Origin of the sequence: Nonomuraea gerenzanensis (assembly GCF_020215645.1) — a bacterium.
Taxonomy (GTDB): Bacteria; Actinomycetota; Actinomycetes; order Streptosporangiales; family Streptosporangiaceae; genus Nonomuraea; species Nonomuraea gerenzanensis.
Genome location: NZ_CP084058.1, coordinates 5,345,713 through 5,363,753, shown reverse-complemented (window position 1 = coordinate 5,363,753; position 18,041 = coordinate 5,345,713). Strand labels below are relative to the sequence as shown.

The 18,041-nt window shown below is 71.2% G+C and carries 20 protein-coding genes; 7 read left to right on the top strand and 13 right to left on the bottom strand.

Going from position 1 to position 18,041, the window contains the following annotated elements; translation table 11 throughout:
* Window positions 1-108: 108 nt before the first annotated feature.
* From LCN96_RS25170 to LCN96_RS25140, 7 genes are all read right to left on the bottom strand, one after another.
* Complete coding sequence (locus LCN96_RS25170; RefSeq protein ID WP_225275344.1) at window positions 109-1,590, bottom strand: FAD-dependent monooxygenase; 1,482 nt, start codon at window positions 1,588-1,590, stop codon at window positions 109-111.
* Between the two features lie 44 nt (window positions 1,591-1,634).
* A complete protein-coding gene (locus tag LCN96_RS25165) occupies window positions 1,635-2,276 on the bottom strand; it encodes a PadR family transcriptional regulator (protein WP_225275343.1) in 642 nt (213 codons plus the stop codon).
* 141 nt (window positions 2,277-2,417) lie between these two features.
* Entirely contained in the window at window positions 2,418-3,887 is a 1,470-nt protein-coding gene (locus LCN96_RS25160; protein WP_225275342.1) for an NF041680 family putative transposase, read from the bottom strand.
* A gap of 115 nt (window positions 3,888-4,002) precedes the next feature.
* Entirely contained in the window at window positions 4,003-4,374 is a 372-nt protein-coding gene (locus LCN96_RS25155; protein ID WP_225275341.1) for a hypothetical protein, read from the bottom strand.
* 194 nt (window positions 4,375-4,568) lie between these two features.
* Window positions 4,569-4,970 carry an ester cyclase gene (locus LCN96_RS25150; protein WP_225275340.1) on the bottom strand — a complete coding sequence of 134 codons (402 nt, stop codon included), beginning with the start codon at window positions 4,968-4,970 and terminating at the stop codon, window positions 4,569-4,571.
* A gap of 461 nt (window positions 4,971-5,431) precedes the next feature.
* Window positions 5,432-5,698: a DUF6596 domain-containing protein gene (locus tag LCN96_RS25145; protein WP_225275339.1), complete on the bottom strand. Its 267-nt coding sequence runs from the start codon at window positions 5,696-5,698 to the stop codon at window positions 5,432-5,434.
* Window positions 5,644-5,904: a YciI family protein gene (locus LCN96_RS25140; RefSeq protein WP_225275338.1), complete on the bottom strand. Its 261-nt coding sequence runs from the start codon at window positions 5,902-5,904 to the stop codon at window positions 5,644-5,646. The genes LCN96_RS25145 and LCN96_RS25140 overlap by 55 nt, the downstream gene beginning before the upstream one ends.
* A 331-nt stretch (window positions 5,905-6,235) precedes the next feature.
* On the opposite strand from LCN96_RS25140, the gene LCN96_RS25135 reads away from it, so the two are divergent.
* The 3 genes from LCN96_RS25135 (at window position 6,236) to LCN96_RS25125 (ending at window position 9,657) form a co-directional block, all read left to right on the top strand.
* Window positions 6,236-8,983: a tetratricopeptide repeat protein gene (locus tag LCN96_RS25135; protein WP_225275337.1), complete on the top strand. Its 2,748-nt coding sequence runs from the start codon at window positions 6,236-6,238 to the stop codon at window positions 8,981-8,983.
* Between the two features lie 200 nt (window positions 8,984-9,183).
* The gene (locus LCN96_RS25130) at window positions 9,184-9,420 is read left to right on the top strand and encodes a carboxymuconolactone decarboxylase family protein (RefSeq protein WP_225275336.1); all 237 of its coding nucleotides are present in this window, start codon (window positions 9,184-9,186) and stop codon (window positions 9,418-9,420) included.
* 6 nt (window positions 9,421-9,426) lie between these two features.
* Window positions 9,427-9,657, top strand: coding sequence for a carboxymuconolactone decarboxylase family protein (locus LCN96_RS25125; RefSeq protein ID WP_225275335.1), 231 nt, complete (start codon window positions 9,427-9,429; stop codon window positions 9,655-9,657).
* 310 nt (window positions 9,658-9,967) lie between these two features.
* Here LCN96_RS25125 and LCN96_RS25120 read toward each other — a convergent pair whose 3' ends face one another.
* Window positions 9,968-10,732, bottom strand: coding sequence for an SDR family oxidoreductase (locus tag LCN96_RS25120; protein WP_225275334.1), 765 nt, complete (start codon window positions 10,730-10,732; stop codon window positions 9,968-9,970).
* Between the two features lie 67 nt (window positions 10,733-10,799).
* Between LCN96_RS25120 and LCN96_RS25115 the strand changes: the two genes are divergently transcribed.
* Window positions 10,800-11,414 carry a TetR/AcrR family transcriptional regulator gene (locus LCN96_RS25115; protein ID WP_225275333.1) on the top strand — a complete coding sequence of 205 codons (615 nt, stop codon included), beginning with the start codon at window positions 10,800-10,802 and terminating at the stop codon, window positions 11,412-11,414.
* A gap of 97 nt (window positions 11,415-11,511) precedes the next feature.
* Here the strand turns inward: LCN96_RS25115 and LCN96_RS25110 are convergent, their stop codons facing one another.
* The gene (locus LCN96_RS25110; RefSeq protein ID WP_225275332.1) at window positions 11,512-12,135 is read right to left on the bottom strand and encodes a TetR/AcrR family transcriptional regulator; all 624 of its coding nucleotides are present in this window, start codon (window positions 12,133-12,135) and stop codon (window positions 11,512-11,514) included.
* A gap of 248 nt (window positions 12,136-12,383) precedes the next feature.
* Here LCN96_RS25110 and LCN96_RS25105 point away from each other — a divergent pair, with 248 nt between their 5' ends.
* Window positions 12,384-13,040 carry a CatB-related O-acetyltransferase gene (locus LCN96_RS25105; RefSeq protein WP_225275331.1) on the top strand — a complete coding sequence of 219 codons (657 nt, stop codon included), beginning with the start codon at window positions 12,384-12,386 and terminating at the stop codon, window positions 13,038-13,040.
* Window positions 13,041-13,059: 19 nt separating this feature from the next.
* Complete coding sequence (locus tag LCN96_RS25100; RefSeq protein WP_225276054.1) at window positions 13,060-14,208, top strand: macrolide family glycosyltransferase; 1,149 nt, start codon at window positions 13,060-13,062, stop codon at window positions 14,206-14,208.
* Window positions 14,209-14,260: 52 nt separating this feature from the next.
* Here the strand turns inward: LCN96_RS25100 and LCN96_RS25095 are convergent, their stop codons facing one another.
* On the bottom strand, window positions 14,261-14,788 hold the full coding sequence (locus tag LCN96_RS25095) for a signal peptidase II (protein WP_225275330.1): 528 nt from the start codon (window positions 14,786-14,788) through the stop codon (window positions 14,261-14,263).
* A 93-nt stretch (window positions 14,789-14,881) separates the two neighbouring features.
* The gene (locus tag LCN96_RS25090; RefSeq protein WP_225275329.1) at window positions 14,882-15,487 is read right to left on the bottom strand and encodes a hypothetical protein; all 606 of its coding nucleotides are present in this window, start codon (window positions 15,485-15,487) and stop codon (window positions 14,882-14,884) included.
* 394 nt (window positions 15,488-15,881) lie between these two features.
* On the opposite strand from LCN96_RS25090, the gene LCN96_RS25085 reads away from it, so the two are divergent.
* The gene (locus LCN96_RS25085; protein WP_225275328.1) at window positions 15,882-16,502 is read left to right on the top strand and encodes an L-threonylcarbamoyladenylate synthase; all 621 of its coding nucleotides are present in this window, start codon (window positions 15,882-15,884) and stop codon (window positions 16,500-16,502) included.
* A 51-nt stretch (window positions 16,503-16,553) separates the two neighbouring features.
* Here LCN96_RS25085 and LCN96_RS25080 read toward each other — a convergent pair whose 3' ends face one another.
* Window positions 16,554-17,075 carry a DoxX family membrane protein gene (locus LCN96_RS25080; protein ID WP_225275327.1) on the bottom strand — a complete coding sequence of 174 codons (522 nt, stop codon included), beginning with the start codon at window positions 17,073-17,075 and terminating at the stop codon, window positions 16,554-16,556.
* Between the two features lie 113 nt (window positions 17,076-17,188).
* A complete protein-coding gene (gene ppk2 / locus LCN96_RS25075; RefSeq protein WP_225275326.1) occupies window positions 17,189-17,986 on the bottom strand; it encodes a polyphosphate kinase 2 in 798 nt (265 codons plus the stop codon).
* Between the last annotated feature and the right edge of the window lie 55 nt (window positions 17,987-18,041).

Below are 18,041 nucleotides of genomic sequence, written 5' to 3'. Positions count from 1 at the left end.
CTCTGGCACCCCTACGTCGCGTGTAGATCGCGGAAGCCTCTTAACGATTTGTGCTCCGGCAGGGGTGACGCGTACGGGCGCGATCAAGGGTGACCGCCACAACGGCGATCAGGGGGTGATCGGCACGGGTGCGCCGAACCAGGTCTCCAAGGCCGAGGCGAGGGTGTCCGCCGGCTGAGGGTCGGCCGTGGTGGAGACCCAGGCGGCGTGCCCGTCGGGGCGGAGCAGCAGCCCTTCGAGCCCGGGCTGTGCGGGGCAGCGGGCGTCGCGGGTGTCCACCCAGCCGCCGGGGACCGCCGGCAGGGGACGGTCGCCGAGGCGGAGCAGGAGCGGGCGGGCGGGCCGCAGCAGCTCGGCGACGCTGGTGCGGCGGCCGTCGAGGGTCAGCTCCAGGTCGGGAGCCAGGCGGCCGAGCCACGGGTGCCCGCCGGGGATCTTCGGGTCGTAGCGGGTGCTCACCCCGGCCGCCAGCTCGGCGAGGTACTTGCCGGCGCCCGGCACCTGCTCGACGAGCTGGGCGAACAGCTCCCGCACCGGGGCGACGGCCGGGTCGTGGGCGGCGAGGGCCGCCTGGGCGCGCAGGGTGCCGAGCAGCCGCTCCCCCGCCTCGTGCCGCTCCTCGTGGTAGCTGTCCAGCAGGCCGCCGGGCGCGTGCCCGAGCACGGTGGCGGCGAGCTTCCAGCCGAGGTTGACGGCGTCCGCGAGCGCCACGTTCACCCCCACCGCCCCGGTCGGCGGGTGGATGTGCGCGGCGTCGCCGGCCAGCACGACCCGGCCCGCGACGTAGCGGTCGGCCAGCCGGGCGGCGTTGCCGAAGCGGGTGAGCCAGCGCGGCTCGCGCAGCTCCACCCGCCGGCCGAGCTGGTGGTCCAGCAGGCGCTGGAAGTAGTCCAGGGTCACCGGCTCGTCTCGATCGGCGGGCGGCTCGGGGTCGTCGAGCACGATGCGGGCGTATCCGGGCCGCGGGATCACGAACGCCACGCCGTGCTCGCCCTTGGTCATCCCGAACGGCAGAGCGGCGGGGTCGGCCAGCTCGACGTCCGCCAGTACGCCGAAGCTGGTGGCGGGCGTGCCGGGGAAGGCGATGCCGGCGCGCTTGCGTACGACGCTGCGGCTGCCGTCGCACCCGGCGAGGTAGGCGACCCGCATGCGCTGCCGCTTCCCGCCCGCTTCGACGGTCACCTCGACCCCGTCGCCGTCCTGCTCCAGGTCGACGACCGTGTGCCCCCGGCGCACCCGCACGCCCAGCTCGGCCAGCCACTGCTCCAGCAGCTCCTCGACGCGGGTCTGCGCGATGCCCAGCACGTACGGATGGTCGCTGTCCATCACCGACAGGTCCAGCGGCCTGGCCGGATCGGCGAACATGGCGAACGCCACGGTGGGCCCCTCGGCCAGGAACCGCCCGGCGATGCCGCGCCGGTCGAGCAGCTCCAGGCTGCGGGCGTTCAGGTTGAATCCCCGGCAGTACGGCGAGCGCTCCGGCAGCGCGTCGAGCACCATCACCTCGGCTCCGGCCAGCGTCAGCTCGGCCGCCAGCATCAGCCCCGCGGGCCCCGCGCCCGCCACCAAGATCGTGCCGTCACCACTCACTTCTTCGCCTCCTCGCCCGCTCGCAGCCTGTTCTCCTCGCCCACTCACAACCCCTCCCCCTCGCCCACTCCCTGCCTCTTCTCCTCGCCCGCTCGCAGCTCTTCCTCCTCGCCACGCACCCAGCCGGAGACGTCCGGCCAGGCCAGCCGGCCCGTCTCGATGTCGGCCACGGTCTCCTCGATCCAGCCCAGCTCGGCCTCCTGCACGCGGATCGCGTACTCCACCTCGATCACGAACAGGCGCGGCACCTTGCCGGTCGCCATCAGCTCGCCGTGCTCGCGCCGATGCTCCTCCAGCGCCGCGCGCACTCGCGCGGCGCGGTCTCGCAGCGCCGCCGCGGCCCCTTCCGGGCCGAGCGCGCCCAGGTAGGCCACCGCGGACAGGAACTTGGGGTATTCGGCGGCCGGCACGCGGATCAGCTCCTCCACCCACCGCGTGAACTCGGCCCGCCCCAGCTCGGTGTGCTGGTAGACGGTGCGCTCCGGCCGGGCGCCGACCTTCACTGTCTCCCGCGCCTCGATCCAGCCGGCCCGCTCCAGCGCCCGTACGACGTCGTACAGGGAGCCGGTGGTCACCTTGAACACCCGGTCCTGACCGCGTTCGCGCAGGGCGGCGGCCATGGCGTGCGGGTGCAGCGGGGCCTCGATGAGCAGCCCTAGCACGGCCAGGCCCAGCGCGTTCGACACCGGGCGTCGCTTACTCGATCCCAATCGCTTGCCTCCTATTACTCGGATCCGAGTATGTGCGGGGCGCGCGGGACTGTCAAACAGCGAAGGGCCCCGCCGGATGGCAGGGCCCTTCGCGGGATTCCGCGGCTAGCTTGATCTTTAACCTGTGCGTCGAGGACGTGGGTTGGCGGATTTCTTCGTCGTCGGTTTCCGGGCAGGGATCTTCGTGGTGGTCAGGCCGGTGGCAGTGTAGACGTCGTGGCGTGGGGCGGGTTGGTTGTTGCGGCGCCCTGATGGCCGTCCCGGTCCTGGCCGGGAAGGTTTCGGTGCCTGGGCCGGACTGAGCGTCTTGGCGCGCAGGTGCCGAAACCCTCGACGAACGCGAGCGGGCGACAGACGCTGCGGGGATGCAGGCTCCTCCCAAGGACGGCGTAGGTCGGCGGCCAAGGGACGGGCCAGCCGGAGTTGGGTGTAGACGGCCAGGATCAGCCAGGTCCAACGATCAGCCGCCCGCGGATCGCGGATCTTGGGACAGGTCCAGCCGAGGGTCTGTTTGAGCAGGCGGAAGGTGTGCTCGATGTCGAAGCGGCGCAGGAACGCCTGCCACATCCGGTCCACCTCCACTGCGGTGGCGTCCACCTGGGACCACCACAGCCACACCGGCTTTGGAATCGCTCCGCTGGGCAGATGGTCCACCTCCAGACGGATCACGGTGCCCTCGATCATCGGCAGCTCAGCTGAATCGACCCAGGCCGCACGGCGGGTCAACCGCGGGTGCAGCCGATCCCAAGCCCAGGCGGCGGCGCGCCCATACAGGCGGGTCTCGGTCTCGGTGGCCACGTCAGGCTCGCCCCAACTGCCCCGGTCACCGAAGACGAACTCGCCCCCATGACGCGGTGGCCGGCCGTTGGTCCCCGGCACCCGCGCCGGTGCTGCCCGGCGCAGCACCCGATCCGAACGCATCCTGGCCAGAATCTGGATGGGCAGATCACGCAACAACCATGCCAAGCGCGGCCCGTCATAACCCGCATCGGCCACGATCAGGATGTCGGGGTCACCGCACTGCCAATGCCCGGCCACCATGAGCCGCTCGACTACCTCGCGCAGCTGGGCGGCGGTCACCGCGGCCAGATCATCCCCCGGCGCCAGCCGGAGCGCATCCAGCGGCGCCGTCCACGAGCTGCGGCCCGTCTCCAACGCCACCACGAACGAGTACGGCCAGCCCGGGATCATGATGTGCTGATCCTTGCCCCGCCCATAGGTGTGGCACAAGATCCGCTCCGGCGAGGTGTGCGCGTCCGGCCGCAGCCAGCACGTCACATCCACCGCCAGCACCAACCGCCCGTCTGCCGCTCTGGGCAGGGGCACTGTGCTCAACGCCCGACGCAGCCGCCCCACGTCGAGCCGTCCCCGATCCAACGCCGCATACAGCGACCCATGACCTCGACGGTGCTCACCGACCAGGGACAACTCCACCAGCGAACGCACTGGTCCATCACTGCGTAACACCGCCTCGGCCAGCTCGAATGTCGCATCGGCCCGCGCGGTCAGACAGCCGTAGAACTCACCCCGGAACCGCGTCAGGTCCCCCCATGCACCAACCGGACATAGATCAGGCACACTAGTCATCACGACAGCCCTTGGTTATGGATCTTCTTCCCTCGACAAGAAGAATGATCACCCAAGGGCTGTCTTGTTGAGAAATCCGGCGCGGCCTCACCAGCCACCAAGGTTAAAGATCAAGCTAGCAGTTGGTCTTCGCCTTGGTGATGACGACCTTGTCCGGGTTGGAGTAGCCGATCTTCTTCTTGCCGCTGGTGCGCGGGTTGACCGAGAAGCACTTCCAGAAGTAGTCGTGGTTCTGCTTGACGAACTTCAGCTCGATCCACCGCTTCTGGTTGCAGTGGTTGTTGAAGTACACGGTGGTGGAGACGTTGCCGTCGCCCCACGAGACGTTGATCTTCTGCCCCTTCGGCGAGGTGCACGCGGCGGACTGCCGGTGCACGCCCTGCGCCTGTGCCTGCGCGGCGGTGGCGTGCGCGGTGGACGGGACGGCGAGCATCGCGAGGGCGGCGACGAGGCCGGCCGCCGCGGGGGCGAGCTTCGAGTACGTCATGATCCTCTTCCTGTCTCCGGTACGGCCCCGGCGCGGCTTCGCCAGCCACCCCCGTCGGGCGGCGACCTGTGCGCCGGGGCTCGCTCACCACGCTGTGCGCCGGCCCCATCGGCTCGCAAGGGATCTATGTCCAGCGTCCGTCCAGCGAACTCCGGACGGCTGCTGGACAAATGAACGCCCAGGTCAGGGCATTCCTAGACGGCGAGGGCACCGAGCTGCCGCAGTTGCGCGAACACGTCCACGACCCCCAGATCTCGGCGATCCTGCCGTCGGCGAAGCGCACGACGAACATCTCGCCGTAGGTGACGGTCCTGCCAATGGGCGCGATGCCCCCGGTATTCGCCTCGGAGGGTGCCGGTGACCGTGTTCCTGCAGGCGAGCTTGTCGACCTCCGCGATCAGCTCCTCGATCTGCACGCGCAGGTTGGGGAACGCGTGCAGGATCGTGTCCCAGATCTGGGTGAACGCCTGCAGCCCCGTCATGCCGGTCGGGACGGGGGCGTTGCAGATGACGTCCAGGGCGACGAGTTCGTCGATCGCCTTGGCGATGAGGTCGGGGTCGCCGCTGCCGATCGCTTCGTGGAAGCGGCGGAACACCGTCTTGTCGCTGGCCGACTTGTGGTCTCTCCTTCTGGGCCGGCGCTCGTGAGATGGCGCCTGTGGACGGCGCTTCTCGCATGGGACGGGCGATTCGCCGTCCGCATACAGACGAACGGGAACCCGTCCGAGGGACAGCGGCTCAGAGCCGTTCGAGCCGCCGGTCAAGAAGCACCGCTCAGAGCCGTTCGAGCCGCCGGGCCAGGAAGCGCCGCTCAGGAGTGGAGGTGGCCAGCGCGAGCGCCTCGCCGTACGCGGCCCTTGGTCTCGGCGTCACGGCCGAGCCGCCGCAGCAGTTCGCCCCGGGTCGAGTGGTAATACAGATAACCGTCCAGCCCCAGCCGATCCACGGCACGCAACGCCCCGGCAGGGTCACCGGCCTGGGCGCGCGCCACCGCTCCGTTGAGCTCGACCACCGCCGAGCCGGTGAGTCCGGCAAGCCGCCGATACAGCGCCGCCACCTATGGCCAGTCGATCCGCTCCCTGGCCTGCAGTGACGCGATCGCGGCCTGCACGACGTACGTGCCACGCCCGCCCAGCGCGATGGCCTGGTCGAGCACCGCGCGGCCCTGCGCGATATGATCCAGGTCCCACAGCGACCGGTCCTGATCCTCCAACAGCACGAGGTCGTCGCCCCGGAAGCGGGCCCACCGCCGGGCATGGTGGATCAGCATCAGCGCCAGCAGGCCGTGCGCCTCCGCCTCGTCCCGCAGCAGCCCGGCGAGCACTTCCTTGGTGTCGGCGAACGGCCATCGGTCACCAGCGTCCTGCCCCCGGCCACGCGCACGCTGGTCGCCGTCTCGACCGGCTGCAACTGCGCACCGCCGACATAGCGGGGGTCCTCGGCCAGCGCGCGGCACTCCGCCTCGTGGTCCTCCTCGGACAGGACGTCGAGGTATCCGGGCTCGTCGTGAATGATCAGGGCGTACTGCATGGCGGCCTCCACAAGGGTTCTCTCCCCAACGACGAACGGGCGGCGGCGCGGGGGACACCCGAAACTATCTTTCTCCGAACCGTCCAAGTGTGCGTGAGCACTCCCTCGCGATTCGGTTATTAAGGGGGAATCGGGCCTCCATAATCGCCTTTCAGTGCTTGATTAGGGATCTTGATTACGGATTTGTATGCATGTGCTGCCCGTTCGCCTGAAGTGCCGCCACGATAGGAAGCGTGGTTGCGGGACAGGCAGGCGGATCGCGGCCGATCGGCATCGCGGTGGCTGTCGTGGTGGCTGTGGCGGGCGGCCGATGATGCCGGGCGGGAGTCGCGTGCGGGCGACGTTCAGGATCCTGGCCGGTGCCGGTGTGGCCGGGGTGGTCGCCGCCGTGGTGGTCATGTGGGTCAGCTGGAAGGGTGACGTCGATCCCGCCGGCGCCACCATCGGATTGGCTTCGCTGATCGTGGCGGCGGTGTCGCTGTGGCAGTCCCGCACCGGCCCCCGGCCCTTGCCACCGGCCGTTGACCCCGCTGTCGATCACGCTGTCGATCCCGCAGAGCAGGGCGAGTGGCGCGGCCAGTCGCAGGTTTCCGATTCGGCCGGTTCTCCTCGCGTTCCCTCACCCGCCGCATCCGCTCCCGCGCACTCTCCGGCGGTACCGGCCGCGACCGACCGGCGGGCGTTGCCGGACGCGGCCACCCTCACCGTCCCGGTCGGGCTGCCCGGGTTGCCCCGCCCGCCGGCGGCGGTGTTCCTGGGCCGCCGGCAGGTGCTCACCCGGCTGCGCAAGACACTGACCACCACACCCAAAACGCCGGCCAGGCCCCCGGGCAGGCCGCCGGCGGGATCGGCGGGGGTGGAGCCGGTGGTGATCACGCAGGCGGCCGTGTACGGGCTGGGCGGGATCGGCAAGAGCGAACTGGCGCTGCAGTACGCCGCCCGCCACCGCGGCGCCTACCGGCTGGTGTGGTGGATCGACGCCGACACCCCGGCCCAGATCCAGACCTCGCTGGCAGGGCTGACCCGGGCGATCTGCGCGGGCGCCGACTCGGTGGCGGCGTCCGCGGCGACGGTGGAGGAGGCGGCCGACTGGGCGCTGGCGTGGCTGGCCGCCCACCCCGGCTGGCTGCTCGTCTTCGACAATGTCGAAGACGAGCGTGACCTGCGCCCCTACCTGGGCCGGCTGACCGGCGGACACGTGCTGATCACCACCCGGCGCGACACCGGCTGGACGGATATGGGCTGCACCCCCATCAGCCTGGAGGTGCTGGACCCCGAACCCGCCCGGCAGCTCCTGACCCGGATGATCACCCAGGCGCATCCCACCCGACCGCCCGGCAGAGGCGCCCCCGCGCACAAGTCCGGACCGGCCGAGCCGGCCGACCTGGCCGGGCTGGCTGAGGATCTGGGATTTCTGCCGCTGGCTCTGACGCAAGCCGCCGCGTTCATCGCCCGCACGCCCGCGATGAACGTCACCACCTACCGCACACTGCTGCGCGACAACCCCGGCAAGGCTCACGCGGCCGCGCCGCCCGGCGGCGACGGCGAACGCGTCCTCGCCCAGGTCTGGACGATCACCCGCGCCCGGATCGCCGCCCAGAACCCGCTGGCCCCCCACCTGCTGGCACTGCTCGCCTGCTACGCCCCCGACCAGCTGCCCATCACCGTCCTGCACCACCTGCCCGACGCCCTGCCCGACGTCGATGAACTTCAGATCGGCCAGGCGCTGGGGCTGCTGGCCTCCTACAGCATGATCACCATCAGCCCTGACAACACCGGCCGCGGCCCCGGTTGCGACACCGTCAGCGTCCACCGCCTGGTCCAAGCCGTCACCGTAAACGACCTCCCCGAACACGAGCGCCAGACCGTCCACGCCCGAGCCGCCGACCTGCTGACCGCCGAACTGCCCGCGGACCCGAACGTGATCGACAACTGGCCGCTCTACCGGCTACTGCTGGCCCACGCCCGCGCGGCCCTGCCCCCGCGATCGCCGGCGATGTCCCGGGTGATCGACTACCTGGACGCCAGCGGGGACTACGCCACCGCCAAAACCTTGCAACACCAGCGCTACCAGGCTCAGCTCAACCACCACGGACCCGAACACCCCGAAACGCTGACCGACCGGGCCAACCTCGCCTCCTGCACCGGGAGGGTGGGGGATGTGGCCGGGGCGCGCGACCAGTTCGCCGCGCTGCTGCCTATCACCGAACGCGTCTCGGGCGCCGAACACCCCGACACGCTGACCGCCCGGGCCAACCTCGCCTACTGGTCGGGCGAGGCTGGGGATCCGGCCGGGGCGCGCGACCAGTTCGCCGCACTGCTGCCCCTCCGCGAACGCATCTCGGGCACCGAACACCCCGAAACACTGACCGCCCGGGCCAACCTCGCCCGCTGGTCGGGCGAGGCTGGGGATCCGGCCGGGGCGCGCGACCAGTTCGCCGCACTGCTGCCCCTCCGCGAACGCGTCTCGGGTGCCGAACACCCCGAAACACTGACCGCCCGGGCCAACCTCGCCTACTGGTCGGGGCAGGCGGGGGACGCGGCCGGGGCGCGCGACCAGTGCGCCGCGCTGCTGCCTATCAGCGAACGCGTCCTGGGCGCCGAACACCCCGACACGCTGACCGCCCGGGCCAACCTCGCCTACTGGTCGGGCGAGGCTGGGGATCCGGCCGGGGCGCGCGACCAGTTCGCCGCACTGCTGCCCCTCCGCGAACGCATCTCGGGCACCGAACACCCCGAAACACTGGCCGTCCGGGCCGACCTCGCCCGCTGGTCGGGGGAAGCGGGGGACGCGGCCGGAGCGCGCGACCAGTTCGCCGCACTGCTGCCCCTCCGCGAACGCATCTCAGGTACCGAACACCCCGAAACACTGACCGCCCAGGCCAACCTCGCCCGCTGGTCGGGGGAAGCGGGGGATCCGGCCGGAGCGCGCGACCAGTTCGCCGCACTGCTGCCCCTCCGCGAACGCATCTCGGGCACCGAACACCCCGAAACACTGACCGCCCAGGCCGACCTCGCCTACTGGGCCCGGCGTTGCCGGGAAACGAGAGCCGACGGCCGGTCCCGAGACGACGCGTGAGTGTCCACCGAAATTCGGCATTCGGGCACGATTCTGGCCATCATAATCCGTTACGCAGGTGAGATCATCTGAGCCGTCGCCGAACAGGCTCACCCGCTCGCATCGCACCGACCAACCAGCGAATACGTCACGTTGCCAGTCCCGCACGCCGGGCCGCTTCGTCGTCGAGGTGGAACCACTGACACGGCAAGGAGATCACCATGGACGCCCGTCTCGACTACGCCGCCAACCCGGTCGAGGCCAAGGCCGCCAAGTACCTCGTCTCAGCGGACAGGGCCGTGCACGACTCACCCCTGCCCGCCGCGACGCGGGAGCTGGTGCAACTGCGCGCCAGCCAGATCAACGGCTGCGCCGTCTGCGTCGACCAGCACACCAAGGACGCCGCGCACGCCGGGGAGACTGCGGTGCGCCTCAATCTCGTCGCGGTCCGGCGGTAGGCCACGGTGTTCACCAGCGCCGAGCGCGCCGCCCTGGAACTGACCGAGCAGGGCACACGCATCGCGGACGGGCCGGAGGCGTCTCCGACCGGGCGTGGGGCCGAGGCCGCTGAGCATGGTGACGAGGAGCAGCTCACTGCGCTGGCGGGTTTGATTGCGATCATCAACGCCTGGAATCGGCTGAACGTCATCACCCAGCAGCCGGCCGGCGACTACCAACCCGGGCAGCGGGGGTGACCTGAGCCTGGCCGAGGACTGCTCCCGGGGCTCAAGCACCGTACCTGAGGAAGGCGAATCGCCCTCCCCGGAGCGCTTGGACAGGACAGCCGGGGTTGGGCCCAGCTCGGGCTGTCATGGACAGGCGGCCCCGCGCTCACGCTGCACGGACGGACTGGCCCGCGCTCACGCAGCACGGACGGACTGGCCCGTGCTCACGCTGCCCGGACGGGCGGCCCCGCGCTCACGCTGCCCGGACGGGCGGCCTGTGCCCGAACCTGCGCGGAGCAGCCACCCACGCCCGGACCAGCACGGAGGGGTGATCCTGCGCTCAAGCTGCGCTGGCGGCCGGCCCCAGGAAGAGGCCGCCGGTGGCGTCGATGACCTGGCCGGTGATCCAGCGGGCGGCGTCGGAGGCGAGGAACGCGACGACGTCCGCAACGTCACCGGCCTCGCCCAGCCGGCCGAGCGCCGTCGACCCCGCGATGAACTCGGCCAGGCCGGGCGCCTCGAAGGCCATCCCGTTGGTGGCTGTACGGGTGGCGCCGGGAGCGACCGCGTTCACCGTGATGCCACGGGCACCGAGCTGGGTGGCCAGGGTCAGGGTCATGGTCTCGACCGCGCCCTTGGTCATGGCGAACGACGTCTGGCCCGGGTTGGCCATCCTGGTCGCCACGGACGAGATCGTGATGATGCGCCCGCCGTCGCGCAGCAGCGGCAGCGCCCGCTGGACGATGAAGTACGGCGCCCGCACGTTCACCGCGAAGAGCCGGTCGAACTCGGCCCGCGTCGTCACCCCCAACGGCCCCGCGGGCGGTGCCGCCGCGTTGTTGACCAGGATGTCGAGCGGCCGCCCCGCCAGCGCCGCCTCCACCCCCGCGAACAGCGTCTCGACGTCACCGTCCACGCCCAGCTCCGCGCCGACGGCGTAGGCGGTGCCGCCGCCGCGCTCGATCTCGGCGACCGTCGCGTGCGCGCCGTCCTCGTCCGTACCGAAATGCACGATGACCGTCGTCCCTCCGGCCGCCAGCCGGATCGCGATCGCCTGCCCGATGCCGCGCGACGCCCCGGTCACCAGAGCCGTTCTGCCTGCCATGCTCATCACCCAATCTGTTAGCTGCTACCAAGTTGGTAGTGACTACCACTGCGGTAGTGTCTACCACATGGCCGATCAGCACACAACGCTGCGAGCGCGCAGGAGAGCCCAGACGCAGCGCATGATCCAGGGGCACGCGGTGCGGCTGTTCGCCTGGCGCGGTTACGACGCGACGACCGTGACCGACGTCGCCGAGGCCGCGGGGGTGTCACCGATGACCGTGTACCGGCACTTCCCCACGAAGGAGGATCTGGTGCTGGCCGATGAGCACGGCAGGCTCGTCGGCGAGCGCATCGCCGCGTCGGCTCCCGGGCAGCCGCTGGTCCGCCGCATCGGGGGCGCGCTCATCGACTCGGCCGCGGCGCTGACCGGCGATGACGCCGGGAGGGAGTTCCTGCTCACCCGGCTGCGGCTGATGATCTCTACACCCGCCTTGCGCGCCAAGCACCTGGACAACCAGTACGCCCTGCAACAGGCGATCATCGGCGCTCTCGGGGATGACGCCGCCGACCCCGAGACGGCCTTCCATGCACAGGCGGCGGCCAGTGCCTGCCTGGCCGCTCTGCACACGGCGCTGGTGCGCTGGGCCGAGGAGGACGGGCGTGCCGACCTGCCGGGCCTGATCGCCAAGGCCCTCGCCGCCGTCTTCGGTGAGAGCCCGCTGCCACGCGAAGGCGACTGAGAGACCGCGCCGCACCGAGGCGCCCGGGACTCGCCGTCACGCCGTCACACGAAAGCCGCCGGGAACCCGGCCACACCGAGGCGCCAAGCCCCCGCCGTCACGCGGTGTCGGCCGAGTTCCCGGCGAAGGCGCCTGCGAAGGCGGCGAGGACCGCCGCCTTGGCGGCCTGGCCGGGCAGGTCGGGGTCCGGCTCCGTGCGCAGCAGCACCAGGTGATGGTAGAGCGGGGCGGTGGCGGCGACGAGCAGCCGCCGCGCGTCGGTGCCCGGCGGCAGCTCGCCGCGGCTGACGGCCCGTTCGACGACGACCTCGCAGCGGGTGTAGCGGTCCTCCCACAGCCGCCGCAGCCCGCGGGCGGCCTCCTCCGAACGGAACGAGGCGGCGATCAGGGCGGCGGCCATCGAGGGCTGCGCGGTCATGGCGGTGAGGTTCTCGTGGTTCAGTGCGGTCAGGTCGCCCAGCAGGGAGCCGGTGTCCTGGGGCTCCCAGTCGTCGTCGCCCGTCGCGTCCAGGACGTCGGCGAGCAGCCCGCCCACATCCCGCCAGCGCCGGTACACCGTCGCCCGGTGCACGCCCGCGCGCGCCGCGACCCCGTCCAGGCTGAGTCCGTCGTAACCGCGCTCGGTCAGCTCGGCACGGACCGCGTCGAGCACCTGCGCGCGGATGCGGCCGGTACGGCCACCAGGCCGGCGTCTGGGCGGCGGGGCCGCCTCGGAAGTCATCGCTCGGTCTCCCGCTTGCTCATCGCACGGTCTCCCGCTTGCTCATCGCACGGTCTCCGGCTCGCGCATCGCACGAAACCGCCGCCGGGTCATCGCACGATCTCCCGCCCGCGCTTCACACGAACTCCCGCCCGCGCATTCGCACAGCCTCCCACTCGACTCCAAGCCTCGGTATTCGGTTTGCTCATCGGCCGGCACCATGACAACATCTTAATGTAAAGGTTGTCGCGTTAACGGAGTCGCACTTCATGAATCCGCTCGTCCCCGCCGATCCGACCGTGCTGCACCCCATGCCGGAGCAGCCGCGGGTGGTGCAGCTCCGGCCGCTGGTGAAGTCCCCGCTGATCGAGGTCGGGGAGTATTCCTACTACGACGACCCCGACGACCCGACCGCGTTCGAGACCCGCAACGTCCTCTACCACTACGGCCCGGAGAAGCTGATCATCGGCAAGTTCTGCGCGCTGGGCACGGGCGTGCGCTTCATCATGAACGGCGCCAACCACCGCATGGACGGCCCCTCGACCTTCCCCTTCCCCACCATGGGCGGCTCCTGGGCGCAGCACTTCCACCTGCTGGCCGGCCTGCCGAGCAGAGGGGACACGGTGGTCGGCAACGACGTCTGGTTCGGCTACGGCGCGACCGTGATGCCGGGCGTGCGGATCGGGCACGGCGCGATCATCGGCGCCGGCGCGGTGGTCACCTCCGACGTGCCCGACTACGGGATCGTCGGCGGCAACCCTGCCCGGCTCATCCGCACCCGCTTCAGCGACGAGGACATCGCCCGGCTGCTGGCGGTGGCCTGGTGGGACTGGCCGGCCGAGCACATCACCGAGCACGTACGGACCATCATGTCGGGCGGCGTCGCCGACCTCGAGGCCGCCGCCCCCGGCAACCAGGAGGGATGAGCGCGTGTCGCACATCGCCATGATCGGCATCCCCGCCGTCAGCCACGTCCTGCCCAGCCTGGAGATCATCCGTGAGCTGGCCGCCCGCGGCCATCGGGTGACCTACGCCAACGATCCCGCGGTCGGCGACCTCATCACGGCCACCGGGGCCGACCTGGTCCCCTGCACCTCCGTGCTGCCGGTCGCCGACAACGACTGGCCCGACGACCCCATCGCCGCGATGAGCCTGTTCCTCGACGACGCCGTACAAGCTCTGCCGCAGTTGCGCGCCGTCTACGACGACGATCCCGCGGACCTCTACCTGTACGACATCGGCGCCTACGCCGCCCGCGCGCTCGCCGAGTCGCAGGGGCGGCCGCTGGTGCAGCTGTCGCCGACGTTCGTGGCGTGGAAGGGTTACGACCAGGACGTGGCGGCGCACCTGTGGGGGCTGCCGGGCGCCGACGCCTATCGGGAGAGGTTCGCGCGGTGGCTCGCCGGCTCCGGGGCCGCCACCACCGACGTGGACGCCTTCTCCGGCGTGCCCTCGCGTGCCCTGGCGCTGATCTCCCGGGCCATGCAGCCGCACGCCGACCAGGTCGACACCGGCACGGTGACCTTCGTCGGCCCCTGCTACGGGCCCGGCGGGGAGCAGGGCGGCTGGGCACGTCCCGACGGCGCGGAGAAGGTGCTGCTGATCTCGCTGGGCTCGGCGTACACCCGGCAGCCCGAGTTCTACCGGCAGTGCCTGGCGGCCTTCGGCGACCTGCCGGGCTGGCACGTCGTGCTGCAGATCGGCAAGTACACCGACGCGGGTGAGCTGGGCGTCATCCCGTCGAACGTCGAGGTGCATCCGTGGGTGCCACAGCGGGCGATCCTGGAGCAGGCGGACGCGTTCGTCACCCACGCCGGCATGGGCGGGTGCGGTGAGGGGCTGCTGGCCGGCGTTCCGATGATCGCCGTGCCGCAGGCGGCCGAGCAGTTCATGAACGCCGACCGGCTGGTGGAGCTGGGTGTCGCCCGCCGCATCGACACCGCGGACGCCACCGCGCAGGCCCTGCGGGAGGCCCTGCTCGATCTCACCGCCGACCCGGAGGTCGCCCGCCGCTCGGCCCGGCTCCAGGCGGACGCCCGCGCCGAGGGCGGCACCACCCGCGCCGCCGACCTCATCGAGCAGCTGCTGGTCTGACCTGCCGCTACGACGAGGGCTGCCCCTCTCGGAGCTGCGACCTGACCTGCCGCTACGACGAGGGCTGCCTCTCCTCGGTGAAAGTACCCAGCGGGATGCCGCGCAGGGTCAGGAGCAGGAGGAGGGCGCAGCTCACGGTGAGGGCGATGTCGGCGACGTTGCCGACGAACAGGCCGCCGTAGTCGATGAAGTCGACGACGTGGCCGTGCCCGAAGGACGGCGGGCGGAACAGGCGGTCGAGCAGGTGGGAGGTGGCGCCGCCCAGCAGGCCGCCCAGGACCGCGGTCCAGGCCGGGGAGCGCAGGCGCCGCCCGACGTACAGGATGCCCGCGACCGCCGCGGCCGTCGTCAGCGTGAACACCCAGGTCGCGCCCTCGCCGATCGAGAACGCGGCACCGGGGTTCAGCAGCAGGCGCAGCTCGATGAGCCCCGGGACGACCGTGATCCGCCCGCCGCCCGAGAGCGCGGAGACCGCCCACAGCTTGGACGCCTGGTCGGCGAGCAGCACCGCCGCCGCCAGCACCAGCATCCAGATGTACGGCCGCGCGCCGCCGGCCCTGTCGCCGTGGTCTTCGGGCATCTCAACCTCTCCATCCCTGATTTCGCCTTGAATCTACCGACATCTCCGGCCGGCCGGTGACCCTCGTGGGTGCCTGATCAGCCACAGCCCGGCTCAAAGGAGCTGCATCGGCTGGCCGAACGGATCCCACTTCACCATGACCAGGCCGCCGTGCCGCTCGGCCAGCCGGTGGCGCAGGTCCGGGTCGAAGATGTTCGTCTCGATGACGATCCGGTTGGCCTCCTCGTCGATCGAGGCCCCGTAGACGCCGGGCTCGTCGAGCAGGTCGGGCCCGCCCTCGAACAGCCGGCTCAGCTCCGCCTGGCTGTTGGCGACCCGCCGCACCTCCGGCACGATGTCGAACCTGACCCGTTGCCCCTGGTCCCAGTAGACGCCAGAGATCACCGGGGTGGCCAGCGCGCGGCCACGCTCGGTGACGTAGGGGGCGATGAGGCGGTACGAGCCGCCGTGGGCGATGTAGGGCGGAGCCAGGTCGTCGGGGTAGGCCTCGGCGCGTTGTGCGGCGAGGAGCTGGGCCCGGTTGTAGGGCTCGATGTTCTCGTACGATCTGAGCAGCACCGGGGAGAAGGGCTCGTAGAACACCTCGGCTCCGTCGGGGGTGGCCGGTTGGACGACTACTCGCAGCTCGCCGGGGAGGAAGACGGGGGCGGCGGTGACGGCGTAGGCCAGGAGCAGCGCGAAGATCATCTTTAAGCGCATGCGGGCAGAGTGTAGACGCCGGGGAGGTTCGCCGCGCCGGTTTCGGGCGGGCTCGGCGCTGTGCCGGTGCCGATCGCGAGCGAGCGCGGCTTCGTACCACCGCCGATTGCGAGCGAGCGCGGCTTCGTACCACCGCCGGTTCCATGCGAGCGCGGTGCAGTCAGTTGCCGCAGGAGCAGTTGCGACAGTTGCAGCTGTCGCCGCAGTCGGAGCAGCCGTCGCCGACATGAACAGCGCTGATCCCACGGGCGGCCCTTCAGCCTGCTCCAGCGCGGCCACCACAACCCGCAGGCGGAGGCGGCCACGTCCCGGCCGGTGCTGCCCGCACCGCCGCCCCGATCGCCCAGCGGCACGTGGTCATGCGCGGGTCCGGGCCACTCCTAGGATCCAAGGTGTGGCCAAGTACATCGACATGCATCCCGACAACCCCCAGCCCCGCCTGATCAGCCAGGTCGTCGACCTGCTGCGCGCGGACGGGCTGATCGCCTACCCCACCGACTCCTCGTACGCGCTGGGGTGCCGGCCGGGCAACAAGGAGGGCATCGACCGGATCAGGGAGATCCGCGGCCTCGGCAGCGACCATCACTTCACCCTGATCTGCCGGGACTTCGCGCAGTTCGGCCAGTTCGTGCACGTGAGCAACTCGGTGTTCCGGCTGGTCAAGGCGGCGACTCCGGGCGGGTACACGTTCATCCTGCCGGCCACCAAGGAGGTGCCGCGCCGATTGCTGCACCCTCGCAAGAAGACGGTCGGCGTGCGGATCCCCGATCACGTGGTGACGCAGGCGCTGCTGGCCGAGCTGGGCGAGCCGCTGGTGTCGAGCACCCTGCTGCTGCCCGGCGAGAGCGAGCCGCCGACGCAGGGCTGGGAGATCAAGGAGCGGCTCGACCACGTGGTGGACGCCGTCATCGACGCCGGCGAGTGCGGCGCCACCCCCACGACGGTCGTCGACCTGTCGCAGGACGAGCCGGAGATCCTCCGCCGGGGCACCGGGGATCCGTCGCTGTTCGAGTGACGGCAGCGGAAAGCCCACCCCCTGGGGCGCAGGGGGTGGACGGGTGGCCCGCTACTTCAGCCAGGCGGTGCGCCGGACGATGGGCAGGTTGCCGAGCCCGAGGGTACGTCCCGCGCCGGCCAGGGCCAGGCCGATGAGGACGATCGAGTAGACGATGTGGTCGTCGATGACCGGGTTGTTGGCCAGGGGCAGCTCGGCGGCCCACATCAGGAGCAGCATCGCGGTGCCGGCGCCGGCGGCGATCCGGGTGCCGATGCCGAGGATCAGGGCGACGCCGACGCCGAGCAGGCCGGCCATGAACAGCCAGTCCACCCACGCCTGCCCGGCCAGGCCGGAGAAGAAGCCGCCGAGCGCGTTCTCGCCGGTGCCCTTGAGGAAGCCGGTCGTCGGGCTGCCGCCGTTCAGCCAGGCGCGGTCGGCGGGGGTGGCGAAGCCCCAGCCGAAGGTCTTGTCCAGGAACGCCCACAGGAAGATCCAGCCGATCGAGATCCGGGCGGCGGCCCAGACGTAGTCGACCGGGCGGCGGGCGGCGAGCTCACCGGTCGCCGTGGGCCGGGGGGTGGTGGTGGCCATGACGAGCCTCCGTTCAGCTCCGTCGTGCAGTCCTCGTCATGCCTCCATCACACCGGTCCCCGCCGCTCGCGCTCAGTGCCGTACGGCCCGCGCCCGAAGGTCCTTGGTCCCCTCTATCGCTGGAGATCCTTCGTCACGTCGGGCACCGCCGTCTCCACCCTCGGCGGGCGCCGGTACCCGGTCGGGGCGGGCCGGGCCGGGATCTTCAGCGGCGTGCGCCGCACCTCGCGGTAGGGGACCGTGGAGAGCAGGTGGGAGATCATGTTGATCCTGGCCCGCCGCTTGTCCTCGCTCTCCACCTCGTACCAGGGCGCCTCGGGGATGTGGGTGTGCACCACCATCTCGTCCTTGGCGCGGGAGTACTCCTCCCACCGGGTGATCGACTCCAGGTCCATCTCCGACAGCTTCCAGCGCCGCATCGGGTCCTCCAGCCGGGCGCGGAAGCGGCGCTCCTGCTCGGTGTCGCTCACCGAGAACCAGTACTTGCGCAGCAGGATCCCGTCCTCCACCAGCAGCCGCTCGAAGATCGGGCACTGGTGCAGGAACCGGGTGTACTCCTGCTGGGTGCAGAAGCCCATCACCCGCTCGACGCCGGCCCGGTTGTACCAGCTCCGGTCGAACAGCACGATCTCGCCCGCCGCGGGCAGGTGCTCGACGTAGCGCTGGAAGTACCACTGCGTACGCTCGCGCTCGGTGGGTGCGGGCAGGGCGACGATCCTGGTCACGCGGGGGTTGAGGTATTCGGCCACCCGTTTGATCGTGCTGCCCTTGCCGGCCGCGTCGCGTCCCTCGAAGATCACGACCAGCCGCTGGCCCTCCGCGCGTACCCACTCCTGGAGCTTCACCAGCTCGGCCTGCAACTCGAACAACCGCTTCTCGTACGGCTTGCGTCGCAGCTTCTCAGCGCTCATCCGCACCATCACCTCCGCTCCGCCACCGTACGCGCCAGCAGCCGGGATGGGGTAC